Below are 20,219 nucleotides of genomic sequence, written 5' to 3'. Positions count from 1 at the left end.
ACGTCACGGCCGCTGGTCGGGGTCACCCCCTGACGGCCTGCGGGCGGCGTCCTCTGCCCCCTCGTCCTCCGCCCCTCAACTCCCGCTGCCCGGCGTCCACATCACTCGGGCGCGACAGCGTTCGTGCCTGCCGGGAGGACTCTGTCCGGCCTCCACGGGCGGGGCCGGTCGCGCCCGGGCGGCGGAGCCGCACACCGGCCCCGCCGCCGTGTCCCTCGGGGGCGCCCCCCGGGGGGGGCGCCCCCCCGGGGGGCGCCCCCGAGGGTTCTACTCCACCGTCACCGACTTGGCGAGGTTCCTGGGCTTGTCGATGTCCCGGCCCAGGGCCAGGGCCGTGTGGTAGGAGAGGAGCTGGAGCGGGATGCCCATGAGGATCGGGTCCAGCTCGTCCTCGTTCTTCGGCACGACGATCGTCTGGTCGGCCTTCTCCTGCTCCTGGTGGGCCACGGCGAGGATCTTGCCGCTGCGGGCCTTGATCTCCTCCATGGCCGCCCGGTTCTTCTCCAGCAGGTCGTCGTCGGGCACGATCGCCACCGTGGGCAGCGCGGGCTCGATCAGGGCCAGCGGGCCGTGCTTCAGCTCGGAGGCCGGGTAGGCCTCGGCGTGGATGTAGGAGACCTCCTTGAGCTTCAGGGAGGCCTCGCGGGCCACCGGGTAGCCCCGGACGCGGCCGATGAAGAGCATCGAGCGGGCGTCGGCGTAGCTCTTGGCCAGCTCCTCGATCTCCGCCTCCTGCTTCATGATCTGGGAGATCTGCTCCGGCAGCTTGCGCAGGCCCTCGATGATCCGCTTGCCGTCGCGCACCGACAGGTCGCGGATGCGGCCCAGGTGCAGGGCGAGCAGCGCGAAGGCGACGCAGGTGTTGGTGAAGCACTTGGTGGAGACCACGCAGACCTCGGGGCCGGCGTGCACGTAGATGCCGCCGTCGGCCTCGCGGGCGATCGCCGAACCGACCACGTTGACCACACCGAGGACCCGCGCGCCCTTGCGCTTCAGCTCCTGCACGGCCGCCAGCACGTCGTAGGTCTCACCGGACTGCGAGACGGCGATGTACAGGGTGTCGGGGTCCACGACCGCGTTGCGGTAGCGGAACTCGGAGGCGGGCTCCGCGTCGGCGGGGATGCGGGCCAGCTCCTCGATCATCTGGGCCCCGATCATGCCCGCGTGGTACGAGGTGCCGCAGCCCAGGATCTTCACCCGGCGCACCGCGCGCGCCTCGCGGGCGTCCAGGTTGATGCCGCCCAGGTGCACGGTGGCGAACCGGTCGTCGATCCGGCCGCGCAGCACCCGGTCCACGGCCTCGGCCTGCTCGTGGATCTCCTTGTGCATGTACGTGTCGTGGCCGCCCATGTCGTACGACTCGGCCTCCCACTCCACGGTGGTCGGCTCGGCGGTCGTCCGGGTGCCCTCGGTGGTGTACGTGCGGAAGTCGTCGGCCTTGAGGGTGGCCATCTCGCCGTCGTCGAGGGTGACTATCTGCCGGGTGTGGGCGACCAGCGCGGCGACGTCGGAGGCGACGAACATCTCCTTCTCGCCGATGCCGAGGACGACCGGGGAGCCGTTGCGGGCCACCACGATGCGGTCGGGGAAGTCGGCGTGCATGACGGCGATGCCGTAGGTGCCCTCGATCAGGCGCAGGGTCTCGCGGACCCGGTCCTCCAGCTTGTCGGCCTCCGAACGCGCGATGAGGTGGACGAGCACCTCGGTGTCGGTCTCGGAGAGGAACTCCACGCCGTCCGCCTCCAGCTTGCGGCGCAGGTCGGCGGCGTTGTCGATGATGCCGTTGTGCACGACGGCGACCTTGTTGTCGCCGGACATGTGCGGGTGGGCGTTCACGTCGGACGGGGCGCCGTGGGTGGCCCAGCGGGTGTGGGCGATGCCGGTGGTGCCCTTGAAGCGCGCCGGGACCTTCGCCTCCAGGTCGCGGACCCGGCCCTTGGCCTTGACCATCCGCAGGCCGGGCGTCTTCGGCGAGGTGACGACGATGCCCGCGGAGTCGTAGCCGCGGTACTCCAGGCGCTGCAGGCCTTCCAGGAGCAGCGGGGCGACGTCACGCTTCCCGATGTATCCGACGATTCCGCACATACAAGTCCCGTCCCTTTTCCCCGAGTCGATGCTGCTGTGGGTGCTGGTGCTGGTGCTGGTGCTGTCGCTGCCGCCCGGTGGTGCCGCCGTGCCGGCGGCGCCACCGGTGCGCGGTCAGCCGTAGACGATGCGCCGCAGCTGCCGCAGGGACAGCTCCGGCGGCGCCACCGCGCGGTACTTCAGGTCCGCCGCGATCCGTTCGAAGATCTCCGCGTTCACCAGGCCCTGGGCCTGCAGCTCGCGGTGGCGGCGACGGACGAACTCCTCGGTCGTCTCGTCGAAGTAGGCGAGCACGTCCTGGACCACACGCAGCGCCTCGCCCCGGTTCAGGGGCGTGGACCGCGTCAGATGATCAACCAGTTCGTCGTGCACCCGGTAGATCCTGGGGTACCGCGATCACTTTCGCAAGAATCCTGCCCGATTTCGGGCAAGGGCCTGTTCATGCGCCGGTGAGGTGCTGTTCGTGAGCCGTCCACCCGCCGTCCCGTCCGCCGCCGCCCCGGTCGGCCATTTTCAGACGCCATGGACATTCCTCGCATGGGCGTACCCGAGAAGCTGGCCGAGCGCATGAGCATGGCCGAGCAGCACGAGTACCTGCGTTCCAAGTTCTCGCGGCGCACGATGATCCGGGGCGGCGCGGTCACCCTCGGCGCCGTCGCGGGTGGCGCGTTCGTGACGGGCACCGCCGCGCAGGCCGCCGTGCCCGCGCAGCGCACCGCCACCACGGCCCCCGCCTCCTCGGCCGACTCCGTCGACGGCGCCCTGGTCGCCCCCTTCGGCCGCCACCTCGCCTTCGGCAACGACCCGCGCACCGAGATCACCGTCTCCTGGCAGGTCCCGGTCGCCGTCAGGAAGCCGTTCATCCGGGTCGGCGCGCACCCCTGGGACCTGTCGCGGAAGATACCCGCCGAGGTCCGCACCCTTTACACCCCGGCCGGTGTCGGCGCGAGCGGCGACCGCACCCAGTACTACCTGCACGCCAAGCTCACCCACCTGCGCCCCGGCCGCACCTACTACTACGGCGTCGGCCACCAGGGCTTCGACCCGGCCGAGCGCCACCTGACCGGCACGCTCGGCACCTTCACCACCGCCCCCGCGGACAAGGCGCCGTTCACCTTCACCGCCTTCGGCGACCAGGGCGTCAGCTACCACGGCCTGGCCAACGACGCCCTGATCCTCGGCCAGGACCCCGCCTTCCACCTGCACGCCGGCGACATCGCCTACGGCGACCCGGCCGGACAGGGCAGGACGAGCGACAGCGGCTTCGACTCCCGCGTCTGGGACCAGTTCCTGTACCAGACCGAGTCCGTCGCCAAGCAGGTCCCGTGGATGGTCTCGTACGGCAACCACGACATGGAGGCCTGGTACTCGCCCAACGGCTACGGCGGCGAGGAGGCCCGCTGGACGCTCCCGGACAACGGACCCGACGCCGAGAACCTGCCGGGCGTCTACTCCTTCGTCTACGGCAACACCGCCGTCATCTCGCTGGACGCCAATGACATCTCCTTCGAGATCCCGGCCAACCTCGGCATCTCCGGCGGCACCCAGACCAGGTGGCTGGAGGCCCAGCTCAAGAAGTACCGGGCCCACCGCGACGTCGACTTCGTCGTCGTCTTCTTCCACCACTGCGCCTACTGCACCTCCACCGCGCACGCCTCGGAGGGGGGCGTGCGCCAGGAGTGGGTGCCGCTGTTCGAGAAGTACACCGTGGACCTGGTCATCAACGGTCACAACCACGTCTACGAGCGCACCGACGTGATCAAGGGCGGCCAGGTCGCCAAGAAGCTCCCGATCGGCGGCACCGCCTACCCCGAGACCGACGGCGTCGTCTACGTCACGGCGGGCGCGGCCGGCAAGAGCCTGTACGCCTTCAGCGCCGACCAGACCTACGAGGGCCACGAGAAGCAGGTGGACGCCGTCTCGTCGTTTGTCTGCCTCAAGGACGGCGCCCGGCAGAAGGAGACCGCCGACTGGTCGCGCGTGCGCTACCTCGACTACTCCTTCCTGCGCGTGGACGTCACCCCGGCCGCCCGGGGCCGCCAGGCCACGCTGACGGTGCGCGGCATCGCCGAGACCGGCGCGCAGGTCGACCACTTCACGGTGGCCCGCCGCGCCAAGTAGCGCCGGGCCGGCGCGCACCCGGCGGCACCCGGCCCGGCAGGGGCCCCGCGGGCGGTTCTCACATGCGGCTGAGGACCGCCCGCTTGGCCTGCGTGAACTCCTCGTCGGTGAGCACGCCCGAGCGGTGCAGCTCACCCAGCTCCCGCAGCCGCCGCAGCAGCGCGTCGTGCTCGTCCTCGGCGGCGGACGGCGCGGGCCGCGCGGGCGGGACCGCGGGTTCTGCCGGTCCGTCGTCCGGCACCGGGGCGGACGGGTGCGGCAGCCGTGCCTGCACCGCCGCCGCGACCAGCGCCATCAGCGGGTCCTTCTTGAAGCCCCACAGCTCGACGGCGTTCGGGTCGTACTTCGGCGGCGCCGAGGCCGGCGCGCCCCGAACGGTCAGCCGCAGGTGACCGTTCTCCAGGCCGGCGGCGGGCACCCACTCCACGCCGGTGATGTCCGCCAGCTCCAGGGTGCGCACGCCGGTGGCGGCCTTGGCGTCCTCCGTCTTCCAGTTCCACTCCAGGCGGACCCGTTCGCCGTCGAAGCTCGCCGTGCCGTCCCCGGCGGACACCGACAGCGGCACGGACGGCCCGGGCAGCAGATACTCCTTCACCGGTCCGGGCGGGACCTCTTCGAGCAGCAGGGCGCCGCGCACCTCGTCGACGACGTACTCGGCGACGCCGTAGCGGTCCGGCTCCACGAGGAGCTGGTAGGGGTCGTGCGGTTCGGTCAGCCGGCCGCCGGTGGCGTGCAGCAGGGGGTCGGCGCCCTCGCGCAGCCGCAGCCTGAGCCGCCCCGCCCGCTTGCCCTGTTCGAACGAGATGCCCGCCAACGCGCGCAGCGGCACCCGGAGTTCACCCAGCTCCCGCCGCAGCACACTGATGTTCCGGTCCCGCCCCGGGGTCAGCCGGAGGGCGTCGCCGTCGAAGGCCCAGGTGCCGTCCTTCTGGAGGATTTCCGCCATGGGGTGATTGTTTCACCGGTTCTGCGGGAGAGTGGTCTATACCCTCGGGGTACCCCCGGGCCTCCCGGGCCCCCGCCCCAGTGTGAAGGGAGCGCATGTGAGACGGCACCGCAGCACGACTCCCCGCAAGTCCCTCACCGCCCGCACCGCTTTCCGGACCGGCCGGCCGGACCGGCCCGCCCCGTCCGGCCACCCCGCCCCCCGCCCCGCCCGCGCCCCGCGGGTCCTGGGCGCCCTGCTGCTGGTTGCGGCGGCCGGGGCCTGCGCGGTCGGCGCCGCACCCGCCGGGCAGGCCACCGCCGGGCAGTCCGCCACCGGCCGGACAGGCGCGGCGACCCCGCTGAACCAGGTGATCCCCGCCCCGGCCTCCGTCACGGCGGGCGGATCCCCGTACCGGATCACGCCCGGCACCCGCATCGGCGTCGGCGGCTCCCGCGAGGCCCGCCGGGTCGGCGCCTACCTGGCGGACCTCCTGCGCCCCGCCACCGGCTACCGCCTGCCGCTGACCACGCACGGCCCGGCGGGCATCCGGCTCCGCCTGGACAAGGGCCCGTTCGGCGCCGAGGGCTACCGCATCGACAGCGGCCCCCGGGGCGTGACCATCACCGCCGGGAAGCCGGCCGGTCTCTTCCACGGCGTGCAGACGCTGCGTCAGCTGCTGCCCGCGGCCGTCGAGAAGAAGTCCGTGCAGCGCGGCCCCTGGCTGGTCGCGGGCGGCACCGTCCAGGACAGCCCGCGCTACGCCTACCGGGGCGCCATGCTCGACGTCTCCCGGCACTTCTTCACCGTCGGCCAGGTCAAGCGTTACATCGACGAGCTCGCCCTCTACAAGATCAACGAGCTGCACCTGCACCTCAGCGACGACCAGGGCTGGCGCATCGCCGTGGACTCCTGGCCGCGCCTGGCCGCCTACGGCGGTTCCACGCAGGTCGGCGGCGGGCCGGGCGGGTTCTACACCAAGGCCGACTACCGCGAGATCGTCCGCTACGCCGCCTCCCGCTACCTGGAGGTCGTGCCCGAGATCGACATGCCGGGCCACACCAACGCGGCCCTCGCCTCCTACGCCGAGCTGAACTGCGACGGCGTGGCGCCCCCGCTCTACACCGGCACCAAGGTCGGCTTCAGCTCGCTGTGCGCGCCCAAGGAGAGGACGTACGACTTCGCGGACGACGTGATCCGCGAGCTGGCCGCCCTCACCCCCGGCCGCTATCTGCACATCGGCGGCGACGAGGCGCACTCCACCAGCCACGAGGACTACGTCACCTTCATGAACCGGGTGCAGCCGATCGTCGCCAAGTACGGCAAGACGGTCATCGGCTGGCACCAGCTGACCGGCGCCACCCCCGCCGAGGGCGCCCTTGCCCAGTACTGGGGCATGGACTCCACCAGCGCCGCCGAGAAGGCCCAGGTCGCCCAGGCCGCGCAGCACGGCACCGGGCTGATCCTGTCCCCGGCCGACCGGGTCTACCTCGACATGAAGTACACCAAGGACACCCCGCTCGGCCTGTCCTGGGCCGGGTACGTGGAGGTGCGGCGCTCCTACGACTGGGACCCCGCCGCCTATCTGCCGGGGGCGCCCGCGTCCGCGGTGCGGGGCGTCGAGGCGCCGCTGTGGTCGGAGACGCTGTCCACCTCGGCCCAGCTCGACACGATGGCCTTCCCGCGGCTGCCGGGTGCCGCCGAACTCGGCTGGTCGCCCGCGGCCACGCACGACTGGGACACCTACAAGGTCCGGCTCGCCGCGCAGGCACCGCGCTGGGACGCCCTGGGCATCGGCTACTACCGCTCGCCGCAGGTGCCCTGGACGAACGGCTGACCGGCACGGACGTGCCGGCGGGCGCCCCGGAGGACCGTACTCCGGGGCGCCCGCACGTCTTCGGGAGCCGCGGCCTACAGCCCGGCCAGGGGGTTGCGCAGGGTGCCCGCAAGTTGCAGCGCGCCCGACGGGTCGGCCAGGTCCACCATCTGCCGGTTGTTGCGCAACTGGAGCCGGTTGAGGCAGGACAGCGCGAACTCGGGTGCGAACAGGTCGTACCGGCGGAAGCGGTCGGCGAGGGAGGGCACCGACTCCTGGTAGGCGCGGACGACCTCGGCGACCGTCGCCCAGAAACCGTCCTCCTCCAGCACGCCCTCCTCGGCCAGGATCGCCGCCAGGAAGCGGAAGAAGCAGTCGAAGACGTCGGTGAAGACGGACAGCAGCTTGTGGTCCTCCGGGACCTCCACCCGGATCCGGCGCACCTGGGGCGGCAGCACCGCGTCCGGGTCCATCACCGCGATCTCCTCGGCGATGTCCTTGAACACCGCCCGGCGCACCGCACCGTCCTCCAGGACCAGGATCACGTTCTCGCCGTGCGGCATGAACACCAGGTCGTAGGCGTAGAAGCTGTGCAGCAGCGGCACCAGGTAGGCGCGCAGGTAGTCGCGCAGCCACTGCCGGGGCGGCAGCCCGGAGCGGGCGATCAGCGCGCCCGCGAAGGAGGCGCCCTCGTGGTCGACGTGCAGCAGCGAGGCCATCGTCGCCAGGGACTCCCCGCCGCGCAGCGAGGGCACCGGGCTCTCCCGCCACAGCGCGGCCAGCATCTTGCGGTACGGCGAGTGGCGGTCCGTGGCGGCCTCGTACTCCAGGTGCCGGTAGCCGGCCGCCGCCCGCTCCCGGATGATGCTGAGCCCGGTGTCCTTCAGGACCGGATCGCCCGCGATCAGCCGGGCCAGCCAGTCGTTGATGGCCGGGGTGGCCTCCATGTAGTCGGCGGACAGGCCGCGCATGAAGCCCATGTTGAGGACGGACAGGGCCGTCTTCACATAGTGCTTCTCGGGGTGGGAGGCGTTGAAGAAGGTGCGCACGGACTGCTGGGCCAGGTACTCGTCGTCGCCCTCGCCCAGGCACACCAGGTGGCGGCGGGCGATCTCGGCGGCGAAGGTGACGGAGAGCTTGTTCCACCACTGCCAGGGGTGGACGGGGAGGAAGAGGTAGTCGGCGGGGTCCAGGCCCTGGGAGGTGAGCACGCCGTGGAAGCGGCGGATCGTTTCCTCGCCCAGTTCCGCGCGCAGGAACGTCTCGTACTCGATGCCGGTGCCGGCGGTGAACGCCGCCCGTGAGCGGTGCGCGGCCAGCCACACCAGCCGCAGCGGGCTCGCGGTCTCGGGTGCGTACGACAGGTACTCGTGCACTCCGAAGCCGAGCCGTCCGTTGTTGGCGACGAAGCACGGGTGGCCCTCGGTCATGCCGGTCTCGATGTCCTGGAAGGAGCCCTTCGCCAGTTCGGCGGAGGTGACCTGGGGCTTGGTGAGCTTGTAGCAGGTGCTGGAGAGGGTGGAGGAGATCTCCTCCAGGTAGACCGGCAGGATGTCCTCGCCCAGGCCGAGGGTCTCCCTCAGCTCGACGAAGAAGTCGAGCGCCGCGAGCGGAACCTCGGTGCCGTCGCGGTGGCGGGTGAGCGAGTCCGGGTCGACCTGCCAGTGGTCCAGCGCGCGGCGGGTGGCGGTGAAGCGGTAGCGGGTCAGCCCGTCGTCGCTGCGCACCGCGTAGCCGTCGCCGTCCGGCTCGGGCGTGATCAGCCGCTCGTGGGCGAACTCGGCGAGCGCCTTGCGGATCAGCAGGCGGTTGGCCCGTTCCCAGTTCGCGGGGGAGAGGTGGGAGACGGCGTCGGCGAGGCTCACGCGGCCACCGCCTTCTCGAACCGCTCGCGGGTGCAGAAGCTCAGCAGCGCCTTCTTCTCCGGCTTGTCGATCTCCCGTTCCGCCACGAACCCGACGGCCTCGTTCAGGGCGTGCACGGCGGTGTTGCGCACGTCCGGCTCCACCACGATCCGCCGGACGGCCGGGTCCTCGAACAGGTACCGCAGCACGGCGGTGATCACGGCCCGGGTGAAGCCGTGCACGGGCGTGTCGGTGGGGGCGACCAGGAAGTGCATGCCGACGTCGCCCGGCTCGGCCTCGTACAGCCCGGCCAGCTCGCGGCGGGCGGGGTCGTACCGCTCCATCAGGAAGACGGGTTCGCCGTCGTGGAGGCCGAGGAAGGCGTCGTGGTGCTCGTCGGCCGCGATCTCCAGGTAGGCGCGTTCCACGTCCTGGAGCCTCGCGTCCTGCATCATCCAGAACACCGCCTTGGGGTGGGTGACCCAGCCGTGCAGCAGCTCGGCGTCCTTCAGCGGGTCGAGCGGGCGGATCGTGAAGGTCATACGGCGAACTCCTGGAATGCGATCGACTTCTCGACGGGGTAGTACTCGGTGCCGAGCAGCTCGCGGATGATGCAGCTGTTGCGGTAGGCACCCATGCCCAGGTCGGGGCTGGTGATGCTGTGGGCGTGCACGCCCGCGTTCTGGAGGAAGACGCCCCGGCCGGTCACGTCGATGGCGTAGTTGCGGCCGATGGCGTGGTTGCCGCGCGTGTCGTGGCGCAGCCGGTGGCGGACGGGCGCGAGGAACTCCGGTTCGGTGTAGCGGTAGCCGGTGGCCAGGACCAGGCCCTCGCTGCGCAGCTCGAAGTCCTTGCCCTGCTCCTCCTGGCGGAAGCCGAGGGTGTAGGAGCCGCTGCCGGGGTCGTAGGAGGCGCTGTGCAGGGCGGAGTTGGTCAGCAGGCGGGTGGGGACGGGGCCGCTGAGGCTCTTCCGGTAGAGCAGGTCGAAGATCTCGTCGATCAGGTCGCCGTCGATGCCCTTGAACAGGCCCTTGTGCTGCTCGGCGAGGCGATAGCGGGTGGCCTCGGGCAGCGCGTGGTAGTAGTCGACGTACTCCGGCGAGGTCATCTCCAGGGTGAGCTTGGTGTATTCGAGGGGGAAGAAGCGCGGGGAGCGGGTCACCCAGTTCAGCCGGTAGCCGTGGACGTCGATCTCGCCGAGCAGGTCGAGGTAGATCTCGGCGGCGGACTGGCCGCTGCCGACCAGCGTGATCGACTTCTTGCGCTGGAGGTCCGCCCTGTGCTCCAGGTAGCGGGAGTTGTGCAGGAAGTCGCCGCCGAGGCCCTGGCAGGCGTCGGGCAGGTGCGGCGGGGTGCCGGTGCCGAGGACCAGCCGGGGCGCCCGGTACGCGGTCCCGGTGTCCGTCCCGACCGTGTACAGCCCGTCGTCCTCGTCGTACGTCACCTCGGTGACCGTCGTGCCGAAGCGGACGCTGCTCAGCCGGTTCGCCGCCCAGCGGCAGTAGTCCTCGTACTCGACGCGCAGCGGGTAGAAGTTCTCCCGGATGTAGAAGGAGTACAGCCGTCCCTTCTCCTTCAGGTAGTTGAGGAAGGAGTACGGGGACGTGGGGTCGGCCAGGGTGACCAGGTCCGACATGAACGGGGTCTGCAGGTGGGCGCCGTCGAGGAACATGCCCGGGTGCCAGGTGAAGTCGGGCTTGGACTCCAGGAAGACCCCGTCGAGCCCGTCGATCGGCTCGGTGAGGCAGGCGAGGCCGAGGTTGAAGGGGCCGAGCCCGATCCCCACGAAGTCGTGGGTCGTGGCGGCGGGTGCGGCTTCAGGACGCGCGGTCAAGGGACTCTCCCAGGTACTGCTCGGCGTGGCCGGCGATCAGGTCGAGGACGGCGGCGAGGTCGTCCCTCGTCGTCTCCGGGTTGAGCAGGGTGAACTTCAGGTAGTGGCGGCCGCCCGCCTTGGTGCCCGCGACCACGGCCTCGCCGGAGGCGAACAGCGCCTTGCGGGCGTGCAGGTTGGCGCGGTCGACGGCGGCCGGGTCGGTGACGGCGGCGGGGACGTAGCGGAAGACCAGGGTGGACAGTGCCGGTTCGACGACGACCTCGTAGCGGGGGTCGGCGGTGAGCATCCGCCAGCCCTCGGCGGCCAGGTCGCAGACCTCGTCGAAGAGCCGGCCGACGCCGTCGGCGCCCATCACGCGCAGCGTCGTCCACAGCTTGAGCGCGTCGAAGCGGCGGGTGGTCTGCAGGGACTTGTCGACCTGGTTGGGAATGCGTTCGGCGAGAGCACGGCGGGGGTTGAGGTACTCGGCGTGGAAGGTGGCGTGCCGCAGGGTCGCCGCGTCGCGGACCAGCAGGGCCGACGAACTCACCGGCTGGAAGAAGGACTTGTGGAAGTCGACGGTGACCGAGTCGGCGCGTTCGATGCCGGCGAGCAGGTGGCGCCGGGTGGGGGAGACCAGCAGGCCGCAGCCGTAGGCGGCGTCCACGTGCAGCCAGGTGCCGAAGCGCGCGCACAGCTCGGCGATCTCGGGCAGCGGGTCGATGGAGCCGTAGTCGGTGGTGCCGGCGGTGGCGACCACGGCCATGGGCACCAGGCCCTCCGCGCGGCAGCGCTCCAGTTCACGGGCGAGCGCGACCGTCCGCATCCGCTTGTCGCGGTCGGCGGGGACGGGGATCACCGCGTCGGGGCCGAGGCCGAGCAGTTTCGCCGATTTCTGGACGCTGAAGTGGCCTGCCTCGGAGGCGAGGACGCGCAGCCGGGCCGGGTCGTCGGTCTTGGCCTCCTCGCGGGCCAGCAGCAGCGCCTGGAGGTTGGACTGGGAGCCGCCGGAGGTGAACACGCCGTCGGCGGCGGGGCCCAGGCCGATCCGGGCGGCGGTCCAGCCGACGAGCTTGCGCTCGATGAGGGTGGCACCGGCCGACTGGTCCCAGGTGTCCAGGGAGGAGTTGACGGCGGACAGGACCGCCTCGCCGAGCACCGCCGGGATGACGACCGGGCAGTTGAGGTGGGCGACGTAGCGGGGGTGGTGGAAGTAGACCGCGTCCCGCAGGTAGACCTCGTCGAGTTCGTCGAGGACGGCGGCGGTGTCGCCCAGCGGCCGGTCGAGGTCGATCCCGTCGACGCGGGGGGCCAGGGCGCCGGGGGTGACACCGGTGAACGGACGGTCGGTGGCGGCGATCCGGGCGGCCACCCGCTCGACTCCTTCGGTCACGGAGCGGCGGTAGTGCTCCGCGGTGAGGTCATTGAGCAGGTGCGAGCGCATGGGGGTCCTCCGGGGGTGGGGACGGTCCGGGGCAGGACGTGACGAAGGGCGGAGCCTCACGATCAACTTAGGTAAGCCTAACCTAACTTTGTATCGCTCACACTCCGCCCCCGCGTGACCGGCGTCACTGCTGTGCCGTGTCACCGTGAGCCGGTGTGCCGCGCGCGGCGGCCGGTCTCACTCCTGGGCGCGCAACTGCTCCTCCGTCAGGCCGCGCCGCCAGTAGCCGACGAAGGTGACGCGCCGTTTGTCGATCCCGCGCTCGCCGACGCAGTGCCGGCGCAGCGCCCGCACGCAGCCGGACTCGCCGGCGAGCCAGACGTACGGGCGTTCGGCCGCCGGGAGGCCCCCGGCGCGCAGTGCGCCGAGGGCCATGGGGGAGCCCTCGGCGCCGCTGCCGTCGTTCACCAGCCAGGTGATCTCGGCGTCGGCGCGGCACGCCACGTCCTGGACGTCCCCGGCGTGCCGCACTTCCAGCCAGGCGCGTACCCGGGTGCCGGCCGGCAGGGACTCCAGGATCGCGGTCGCGGCCGGTACGGCCGTCTCGTCGCCCCACATCACCACGAGGTCGGTGTCCTCGGGCGGGCGGAAGCGGATCGCCCGGTTGTCCGCGACGGCCGGGCCGAGCAGCAGGACACGGTCGCCGGGCCGGGCGCGGGCGGCCCAGCGCGAGGCGGGTCCGGCGGGGGCGGCCGTGCCGGGCTCCGTGCCGTGCAGGGCGAAGTCGATGTCGATGCCGGTGGTGCGGCCGGCGGCGTCCCGGTGCCGCGCGCGCAGGGTGTACGAGCGCATCACCGCCCGTACGTCGTCGGGCAGTTCGCGCCAGCCCTGCCACCAGCCGTCGCCCAGTTCCAGCGGCACGGCGGGCTCGTCCTGGCCGGGGTGCGGCAGGAACAGGGAGAGGGACTGGTCGCGCCCGTGGGAGGCGAAGGCGTGCAGGCCGGGGCCGGCGAAGCCGATCCGGACGAGCGACGGGCCGAGCCGCCTCGTCCCGGTGACCTGGAGGGAGAAGAACCGGAACGGGGCGGCCACGGCCGTCGTCATGAGTGCTCCTGAGTCGTCGTCAGTTCGTCGTCAGGGGGCGGAGAGGGGCTGGGTGGTCAGGAGACCTTCTTCGCCGTCTCGATGGCCTTCGCCAGGTCGTCGAGGAGCGGCACGCACTTGTCGTAGGACAGGATCGGCTCGGGGTTGCGCGCGATGACCTGGCCGGCCTTGACGGCGGGCAGTTTCTTCCAGGTCGCCTGGGTGATCGCGGCGGGCTGGATGGCTGAGGTGCGGTTGTCCATCATGATGATGTCGGCCGGGTACTTGTCGATGTTCTCCCAGCTCAGCGACTCGTACCAGCCGCCGCCCTGCTTCTTGGCGCTCTCCGGGGGCTCGACGAAGTTCACGCCGAGGGCCTTGAAGTACTCCAGGTCGACGGAGAGGTTGGTGCCGGAGACGTAGAACAGGTCCTGGCTGGCGGAGCCGACCAGCACCTTGATGCCGGGCTTGGCCTTGGCGGCGGCGCGCAGGCGGGCGGCGGCGTCCGCGAAGCGCTTCTTGGCCTGCGTGACCTTGTCGCCGGTCACGTCGCCGCCGAGCGACCTGGCGAGCGCGAGCATGCGCTCCAGCGGCCGGGTCAGCTGCCGGTCGTAGACGGAGATGCCGACGGTCGGGGCGCCCACGCCGAGGATCTTCTTCTTCTGCTCCTCCGGGACGTACCAGAGGGTGCCGGCGGCGTCGAACATCGTGGAGACGAGGAGGTCGGGCGCGAGGGCCGCGTACTTCTCGATGTTGAACTGGCCCCACTCGTTGCCGAGGATCGTCACCTCGGTGACGTCCAGGTCGCCGGCCTGCACGTCGGGCTTGCCGTCCTTGGTGGTCGTCGGGCCGAAGACGCCCTTGACCGGGACGCCGTAGTCGTGGAGGGCGGCGGCCACGCCGACGAACGCGACGATCGCCGAGGGGGTCTTGCCGGCCTTGGCCCTCTGCCCGCGGTCGTCCTCGAAGGTCCACGGGCCGGACTTGGCCCCCGCCGCGCCGCTGCCCGGCCCCCCGGATTTCCCGTCGTCGGTGCCGCAGGCCGTGAGCGCGGCCCCGAGACCGAGGGCGCCGCCCGCGGCCAGGAGGCCGCGGCGGGAGAGGGTGGTGGCACGGGCGTTGGACATGGGTATGGCTGCTTTCGAACGGGGCGGAGCACCGCCGGACAGGTTCGAAGGTAGGTTAGCCTAACCTCACTCTCTGTCCAGGGGGCGGGGCGCGTCCCGGCGTTCAGCGCGGGAGCGACCACGGCGAACACCCTGTCGAGCAGGCGCGCGGCGTCCTCGGTGCCGTCGCTGTGGCTCCACCGCCGCAGCGCGGTGCCGAAGGCCGCGGGCGCGCGTGGTGGACCGGTGGCAGCAGGCTCGTCGCCGTCACGGCCCGTCGACTCCGGGGGAGGAGTGTGCCGGAGCGATGGCGGACCGGCGCCCCGGCACACCCGCGGCCTCTCGGGAGCGACGCCGCCTCAGCTCGTCAGCCCCAGTTCCCGGGCGATCAGCATGCGCTGGACCTCGCTCGTGCCCTCGCCGATCTCCAGGATCTTGGAGTCGCGCCACATGCGGGCGACCGGGTACTCGTTCATGAAGCCGTAGCCGCCGTGGATCTGCGTGGCGTCGCGGGCGTTGTCGACGGCGATCGTGGAGGAGTACAGCTTGGCGAGGGCCGCCTCCTTCTTGAAGGGCTCGCCCGCGACCAGGCGGTAGGCCGCGTCCCGCCACGCCAGGCGCGAGGTGTGGGCCTTCATCTCCATGTCGGCGATCTTGAACTGGATCGCCTGGTTGGCGCCGATCGGGCGGCCGAAGGAATGGCGTTCCTTGGCGTACTTCACCGACTCGTCCACGCAGCCCTGGGCCAGGCCGGTCGCCAGCGCCGCGATGGCGATGCGGCCCTCGTCGAGGATCCGGAGGAACTGCGCGTAGCCGCGGCCCTCCTGGCCGAGCAGGTTGGCGGCCGGGACCCGGACGTCCTGGAAGGACAGCTCGCGGGTGTCCGAGGCGTTCCAGCCGACCTTGGAGTAGGCGGGGGCGACGGTGAAGCCGGGCGTGCCGGACGGGACGATGATCGCGGAGATGAGCGGCTTGCCGTCGGGCTTGTGGCCGGTCACCGCCGTGACCGTCACCAGGCCGGTGATGTCCGTGCCCGAGTTGGTGATGAAGCACTTGCTGCCGTTGATCACCCACTCGCCGGTGGCCGCGTCCAGGCGGGCCGTCGTCCGGGTCGCGCCCGCGTCCGAGCCGCCGTCCGGCTCCGTCAGGCCGAAGGCGCCCAGGATCTCGCCCGCGCACAGGCGGGGCAGCCACTCGCGCTTCTGCTCCTCGGTGCCGAACAGGTGCAGCGGCATGGCACCCAGGGAGACCCCGGCCTCCAGGGTGATGGCGACCGAGGAGTCCACCCGGGCCAGCTCCTCCAGGGCGATGCCGAGCGCCAGGTAGTCGCCGCCCATGCCGCCGTACTCCTCCGGGAACGGCAGCCCGAACAGCCCCATGCGGCCCATCTCGCGCACGATCTCGTACGGGAACTCGTGCCGCTCGTAGAAGTCGCCGATCTTCGGCGCGACGACGTCGTGCGCGAACTGCTCCACGGTGCGGCGCAGTTCCTCCAGCTCGGGGGTGAGGTGGTGGTTCATCGTCGATCACTGCTCCTTGTGGGAGAGGGCGCGGAGGGTTCGGGAGGGGCTAGGGCGGCCCAGGTGCGCGGCCATCCACTCGCTCGTGGCGACGAGGCGGCCGAGGTCCACTCCGGTGTCGATGCCGAGGCCCCGCAGCATCCACACCAGGTCCTCGGTGGCGAGGTTGCCGGTGGCGGACCTGGCGTAGGGGCAGCCGCCCAGGCCGCCCGCGGAGGCGTCGACGGTGGTGACGCCGTGCTGGAGGGCGGCCAGGGTGTTGGCGAGTGCCTGGCCGTAGGTGTCGTGGAAGTGCACGCCGAGCGCCGAGACCGGCACCCGCTGCTCGCTGAGCGCGGACAGCAGCTCCAGGACGTGCCCGGGGGTGGCGACGCCGATCGTGTCGCCGAGGCTCAGCTCGTCGCAGCCCATGTCCAGCAGGGCGCGGCAGACCCGGACCACCCGGTGGACGGGGACCGCGCCCTCCCACGGGTCGCCGAAGCACATCGACAGGTAGCCGCGCACGTGCGCGCCCGCGTCCTTCGCGCGCCGCACCACGGGCTCGAACATGGCCAGTGCCTCGTCGACCGTCCGGTTGAGGTTGGCCTTGGCGAAGGACTCGGTGGCGCTGGCGAAGACGGCGACGCGGTCGGCGTGCAGGGCCAGGGCGCGGTCCAGGCCGCGCTCGTTCGGCACGAGGACCGGGAGGGCCACCGGGAGGTCGCCGAGGAGCGGGAAGAGGGTTTCGGCGTCGGCGAGCTGCGGCACCCACTTGGGGTGGACGAAGCTGGTGGCCTCGATCGTGGTCAGGCCGGCGCCGGCCAGGCGGCGGATGAACTCCGCCTTGACCTCGGTGGGAACCGTCGCCTTCTCGTTCTGCAGGCCGTCGCGCGGACCGACCTCGTGGATCCGGACCCGGGCGGGCAGGTCGGGGGCCGGGACGGTCATGGGCAGGGCTTCGGGGGTCATGGCCGCGCCGTCCCTTCCTCGTCGTGCGGTGCGACGACCGCGAGAACCTGGTCCATGGCGACCGTCGTGCCGGGGGTGACGTCCAGCTCGGTGACCGTGCCGGCGTGCGGGGCGGAGATGACGTGTTCCATCTTCATCGCCTCGACCACCAGCAGGCTCTCGCCCGCGCTCACCTCGTCGCCGACGGCGACCTTCACCACCGTGACCGTGCCGGGCATGGGGGCGGTGAGCGAGTCGGCGCCGGAGTGGGCCGACCGGGTGAGGGAGGCGGCCACCGGGTCGTGGTCGCGCACGTGCCAGGCGTCGCCGTCGCGGCCCAGCCAGTCGGCGGCGCGGTGGAAGGTGTGGCGGACGCCGTCGAGGGTGACGGCGACCGTGTCCTCGGTGACGGTGTGCGTGCCGCGCGGGGTGTACTCCACGGGGTCGGTCACCCGCAGCGGGAAGGCCACCGGCCTCGGCTCGCCGCCCAGCCGCCAGCCGCTCGGCACGGAGAACGGGTCGGTCCAGCCCTCCGCCTTCGGGCGCAGCGCGTCCAGGCGGACCGCCGCCGCGGCCTCGTAGACCTCCTCCGGCACGTCGGCGGGGACCAGCTCGTCCACCACCCGCTCCACCAGACCGGTGTCCAGGTCACCGGCCACGACGGCCGGGTGGGCCAGCAGCCGGCGCAGGAACCCGGCGTTGGTCTGCACGCCCAGCGTGACCGTCCCGGCCAGGGCCGCGCGCAGCTTGCGCAGCGCGCTCGCGCGGTCGGGGCCGTAGGCGATGACCTTGGACAGCATGGGGTCGTAGAGGCTGCCGACCTCGGTGCCCTCGCTGAGCCCGGAGTCGGTGCGCACCCCCTCGCCCTGCGGTTCGCGCAGCCTGAGCACGGTGCCGCCGGAGGGCAGGAACCCGCGCGCGGGGTCCTCGGCGCACAGCCGGGCCTCCACGGCGTGACCGGTGAGGGTGACGTCCTCCTGCGCGTAGGGCAGGTGCTCGCCCGCCGCGACCCGCAGCTGCCACTCCACCAGGTCCACTCCGGTGACCAGTTCGGTGACCGGGTGCTCCACCTGGAGGCGGGTGTTCATCTCCATGAAGTAGTACGACGACGGGTCGCCGCCGGGGACGATGAACTCCACCGTGCCCGCGCCCCGGTAGCCGCAGGAGCGGGCCGCCTGCACCGCGGCCTCGCCCATCGCGGCCCGGATCTCCTCGTCGAGGAGCACGCTGGGCGCCTCCTCGATGATCTTCTGGTGGCGGCGCTGCAGGGAGCACTCGCGCTCGCCGAGGTGGATCACGTGGCCGTGGCCGTCGGCCAGGACCTGGATCTCGATGTGCCGGGGGGTGTCCACCCAGCGCTCGACCAGCAGGGTGTCGTCGCCGAAGGAGGCGCGGGCCTCGCGGCGGGCGGCGGCGATCTCGTCCGCGAGCGCCTCCTGCGCGCGCACCAGCCGCATGCCCTTGCCGCCGCCGCCCGCCGACGGCTTGAGCAGCACCGGCATGCCGATGGCGCGGGCGGCCTCGGCGAGCTGCCCGTCGCTCAGGCCGGAGCCGCTGGAGCCGGGGACGACCGGCACCCCGGCCGCCGCGACCGTCTCCTTCGCGCGGATCTTGTCGCCCATGAGGGCGATCGCGTCGGCCGGGGGGCCGACGAAGACCAGGCCGGCCGCCTCGCAGGCGCGCGCGAAGTCGGCGTTCTCCGCGAGGAAGCCGTAGCCGGGGTGGACGGCCTGCGCGCCGGTGCGGGCGGCGGCCTCCAGCAGCCGGTCGATGGACAGGTAGCTCTCGGCCGCGGGCGCCGGGCCGATCCGTACCGCCGCGTCGGCCTCCCGGACGTGGCGGGCGTCCGCGTCGGCGTCGGAGAAGACCGCCACCGAGCGCACGCCCAGCGCGCGCAGCGTGCGGATGACCCGGACGGCGATCTCGCCGCGATTGGCCACCAGAACTGTGTCGAACATGTTTACGAAGTCCCCCTCACATCCGGAAAACGCCGAACTGGGGGTCGCCCAGCGGAGCGTTGGCGCAGGCGGTCAGGGCCAGGCCCAGCACCTGCCGGGTCTCCAGCGGATCGATCACCCCGTCGTCCCACAGCCGCGCGGTGGCGTAGTAGGCGCTGCCCTGACGCTCGTACTGCGCGCGGACCGGGGCCTTGAAGGACTCCTCGTCCTCCACGGACCACTCCTCGCCGCGCGCCTCGAGCTGGTCGCGCTTGACCGTGGCGAGCACGGAGGCGGCCTGTTCGCCGCCCATGACGGAGATCTTGGCGTTGGGCCACATCCACAGGAAGCGGGGGGAGTAGGCCCGGCCGCACATCGAGTAGTTGCCCGCGCCGTAGGAGCCGCCGACGACGACCGTCAGCTTGGGCACGCGCGTGCAGGCGACGGCCGTGACCATCTTCGCGCCGTGCTTGGCGATGCCGCCCGCCTCGTAGTCCCGGCCCACCATGAAGCCGGAGATGTTCTGCAGGAACAGCAGCGGGATGCCGCGCTGGTCGCACAGTTCGATGAAGTGGGCGCCCTTCTGGGCGGACTCGGAGAACAGGATGCCGTTGTTGCCGACGATCCCCACCGGGTGGCCGTGGATCCGGGCGAAGCCGGTGACCAGGGTCTGCCCGAACTCCGCCTTGAACTCGGCGAAGCGGGAGCCGTCCACCACGCGCGCGATGATCTCCCGCACGTCGTAGGGGGTGCGGGAGTCCACCGGCACCGCGCCGTACAGCCCGTAGGGGTCGACCTTCGGTTCCACGGCCGCGGTGACGTCCCAGGGCAGGGCCCCGCGCGCGGGGAGGGTGGAGACGATGGTGCGCACGATCCGCAGCGCGTGCGCGTCGTCCTCGGCGAGGTGGTCGGTGACGCCGGAGGTGCGGGAGTGCACCTCGCCGCCGCCCAGCTCCTCGGCGGTCACGACCTCCCCGGTGGCCGCCTTCACCAGCGGCGGACCGCCCAGGAAGATGGTGCCCTGGCCCCGGACGATCACCGCCTCGTCGCTCATCGCGGGGACGTACGCCCCGCCCGCCGTGCACGAGCCGAGCACCGCCGCGATCTGCGGGATCCCGGCGCCGGACATGCGCGCCTGGTTGTAGAAGATCCGGCCGAAGTGCTCGCGGTCGGGGAACACCTCGTCCTGCATCGGCAGGAACGCGCCGCCCGAGTCGACCAGGTACAGGCACGGCAGCCGGTTCTCCAGGGCCACCTCCTGGGCTCTCAGGTGCTTCTTCACCGTCATCGGGTAGTACGTGCCGCCCTTGACGGTGGCGTCGTTGGCGACGATCACGCACTCGCGCCCGCTCACCCGCCCGATCCCCGCGATCACCCCGGCGGCCGGGGCCTGCCCGTCGTACATCCCCTCGGCGGCCAGCGGGGCCAGCTCCAGGAACGGCGAGCCCGCGTCGAGAAGGGCGTCCACGCGCTCGCGCGGCAGCAGCTTCCCGCGCGCGGTGTGGCGGGCCCGAGCCCGCTCGCCGCCGCCGAGCCGGGCGGCGGCCAGCTTGCCGCGCAGTTCCTCGACGAGCGCCCGGTGCGCCTGTTCGTTGGCCCTCCAGGCCTCCGACGCGGGGTCGGCCGCGCTCGTCAGCTCCGGTGCCTCCTGCATC

Annotated in this window: 15 protein-coding genes; 2 read left to right on the top strand and 13 right to left on the bottom strand. The window is 72.2% G+C overall.

The annotated features are described in order from the left end of the window. Positions 1–267 precede the first annotated feature (267 nt). Both glmS and IG64_RS06740 read right to left on the bottom strand, forming a co-directional pair. Positions 268–2,085: a glutamine--fructose-6-phosphate transaminase (isomerizing) gene (gene glmS, locus IG64_RS06745; RefSeq protein WP_037853087.1), complete on the bottom strand. Its 1,818-nt coding sequence runs from the start codon at positions 2,083–2,085 to the stop codon at positions 268–270. Positions 2,086–2,199: 114 nt separating this feature from the next. After that, positions 2,200–2,457: a hypothetical protein gene (locus IG64_RS06740; RefSeq protein WP_037853086.1), complete on the bottom strand. Its 258-nt coding sequence runs from the start codon at positions 2,455–2,457 to the stop codon at positions 2,200–2,202. A gap of 165 nt (positions 2,458–2,622) precedes the next feature. Between IG64_RS06740 and IG64_RS06735 the strand changes: the two genes are divergently transcribed. Beyond that, positions 2,623–4,206 (top strand): purple acid phosphatase family protein, encoded by a 1,584-nt coding sequence (locus IG64_RS06735; RefSeq protein WP_199811524.1) that lies wholly within the window; start codon positions 2,623–2,625, stop codon positions 4,204–4,206. A gap of 58 nt (positions 4,207–4,264) precedes the next feature. On the opposite strand, the gene IG64_RS06730 is transcribed toward IG64_RS06735, so the two are convergent. Next, a complete protein-coding gene (locus IG64_RS06730) occupies positions 4,265–5,152 on the bottom strand; it encodes a DUF4429 domain-containing protein (RefSeq protein WP_037853083.1) in 888 nt (295 codons plus the stop codon). 97 nt (positions 5,153–5,249) lie between these two features. Between IG64_RS06730 and IG64_RS06725 the strand changes: the two genes are divergently transcribed. After that, positions 5,250–6,968 (top strand): beta-N-acetylhexosaminidase, encoded by a 1,719-nt coding sequence (locus IG64_RS06725; protein WP_078883831.1) that lies wholly within the window; start codon positions 5,250–5,252, stop codon positions 6,966–6,968. A gap of 74 nt (positions 6,969–7,042) precedes the next feature. On the opposite strand, the gene IG64_RS06720 is transcribed toward IG64_RS06725, so the two are convergent. The 10 genes from IG64_RS06720 to IG64_RS06675 form a co-directional block, all read right to left on the bottom strand. After that, positions 7,043–8,812 (bottom strand): IucA/IucC family protein, encoded by a 1,770-nt coding sequence (locus tag IG64_RS06720; RefSeq protein ID WP_037853080.1) that lies wholly within the window; start codon positions 8,810–8,812, stop codon positions 7,043–7,045. Beyond that, on the bottom strand, positions 8,809–9,333 hold the full coding sequence (locus IG64_RS06715; protein ID WP_037853079.1) for a GNAT family N-acetyltransferase: 525 nt from the start codon (positions 9,331–9,333) through the stop codon (positions 8,809–8,811). Before IG64_RS06715 ends, IG64_RS06720 begins: the two co-directional genes overlap by 4 nt. Beyond that, positions 9,330–10,625 (bottom strand): lysine N(6)-hydroxylase/L-ornithine N(5)-oxygenase family protein, encoded by a 1,296-nt coding sequence (locus IG64_RS06710; protein ID WP_051812430.1) that lies wholly within the window; start codon positions 10,623–10,625, stop codon positions 9,330–9,332. Before IG64_RS06710 ends, IG64_RS06715 begins: the two co-directional genes overlap by 4 nt. After that, positions 10,609–12,051, bottom strand: coding sequence for a pyridoxal phosphate-dependent decarboxylase family protein (locus IG64_RS06705; RefSeq protein WP_037853077.1), 1,443 nt, complete (start codon positions 12,049–12,051; stop codon positions 10,609–10,611). Before IG64_RS06705 ends, IG64_RS06710 begins: the two co-directional genes overlap by 17 nt. Positions 12,052–12,228: 177 nt before the next feature. Then, complete coding sequence (locus tag IG64_RS06700) at positions 12,229–13,095, bottom strand: siderophore-interacting protein (protein WP_037853075.1); 867 nt, start codon at positions 13,093–13,095, stop codon at positions 12,229–12,231. Between the two features lie 56 nt (positions 13,096–13,151). Next, positions 13,152–14,201 carry an ABC transporter substrate-binding protein gene (locus tag IG64_RS06695; protein WP_037853073.1) on the bottom strand — a complete coding sequence of 350 codons (1,050 nt, stop codon included), beginning with the start codon at positions 14,199–14,201 and terminating at the stop codon, positions 13,152–13,154. Positions 14,202–14,539: 338 nt separating this feature from the next. Beyond that, on the bottom strand, positions 14,540–15,700 hold the full coding sequence (locus tag IG64_RS06690) for an acyl-CoA dehydrogenase family protein (protein WP_037853071.1): 1,161 nt from the start codon (positions 15,698–15,700) through the stop codon (positions 14,540–14,542). A gap of 6 nt (positions 15,701–15,706) precedes the next feature. Further along, on the bottom strand, positions 15,707–16,648 hold the full coding sequence (locus IG64_RS06685) for a hydroxymethylglutaryl-CoA lyase (RefSeq protein WP_037853069.1): 942 nt from the start codon (positions 16,646–16,648) through the stop codon (positions 15,707–15,709). Next, complete coding sequence (locus IG64_RS06680; RefSeq protein ID WP_037853068.1) at positions 16,645–18,585, bottom strand: acetyl-CoA carboxylase biotin carboxylase subunit; 1,941 nt, start codon at positions 18,583–18,585, stop codon at positions 16,645–16,647. The genes IG64_RS06685 and IG64_RS06680 overlap by 4 nt, the downstream gene beginning before the upstream one ends. 16 nt (positions 18,586–18,601) lie before the next feature. Then, positions 18,602–20,218 (bottom strand): carboxyl transferase domain-containing protein, encoded by a 1,617-nt coding sequence (locus IG64_RS06675; RefSeq protein WP_037853066.1) that lies wholly within the window; start codon positions 20,216–20,218, stop codon positions 18,602–18,604. Position 20,219: the final 1 nt, after the last annotated feature.

This window comes from Streptomyces sp. NRRL S-340 (assembly GCF_000720185.1).
GTDB lineage: Bacteria > Actinomycetota > Actinomycetes > Streptomycetales > Streptomycetaceae > Streptomyces.
Note: the sequence above shows the minus strand (reverse complement) of the source record. Positions and strands in the feature narration are given on the sequence as shown.

What these genes read in the sequence shown, in the direction of transcription:
- glmS (WP_037853087.1), bottom strand. Translation starts at nt 2,085, where the DNA reads ATGTGCGGAATCGTCGGATACATCGGGAAGCGTGACGTCGCCCCGCTG.
- IG64_RS06675 (WP_037853066.1), bottom strand. Translation starts at nt 20,218, where the DNA reads ATGCAGGAGGCACCGGAGCTGACGAGCGCGGCCGACCCCGCGTCGGAG.
- IG64_RS06685 (WP_037853069.1), bottom strand. Translation starts at nt 16,648, where the DNA reads ATGACCCCCGAAGCCCTGCCCATGACCGTCCCGGCCCCCGACCTGCCC.
- IG64_RS06700 (WP_037853075.1), bottom strand. Translation starts at nt 13,095, where the DNA reads ATGACGACGGCCGTGGCCGCCCCGTTCCGGTTCTTCTCCCTCCAGGTC.
- IG64_RS06705 (WP_037853077.1), bottom strand. Translation starts at nt 12,051, where the DNA reads ATGCGCTCGCACCTGCTCAATGACCTCACCGCGGAGCACTACCGCCGC.
- IG64_RS06730 (WP_037853083.1), bottom strand. Translation starts at nt 5,152, where the DNA reads ATGGCGGAAATCCTCCAGAAGGACGGCACCTGGGCCTTCGACGGCGAC.
- IG64_RS06680 (WP_037853068.1), bottom strand. Translation starts at nt 18,585, where the DNA reads ATGTTCGACACAGTTCTGGTGGCCAATCGCGGCGAGATCGCCGTCCGG.
- IG64_RS06690 (WP_037853071.1), bottom strand. Translation starts at nt 15,700, where the DNA reads ATGAACCACCACCTCACCCCCGAGCTGGAGGAACTGCGCCGCACCGTG.
- IG64_RS06715 (WP_037853079.1), bottom strand. Translation starts at nt 9,333, where the DNA reads ATGACCTTCACGATCCGCCCGCTCGACCCGCTGAAGGACGCCGAGCTG.
- IG64_RS06695 (WP_037853073.1), bottom strand. Translation starts at nt 14,201, where the DNA reads ATGTCCAACGCCCGTGCCACCACCCTCTCCCGCCGCGGCCTCCTGGCC.
- IG64_RS06735 (WP_199811524.1), top strand. Translation starts at nt 2,623, where the DNA reads ATGGGCGTACCCGAGAAGCTGGCCGAGCGCATGAGCATGGCCGAGCAG.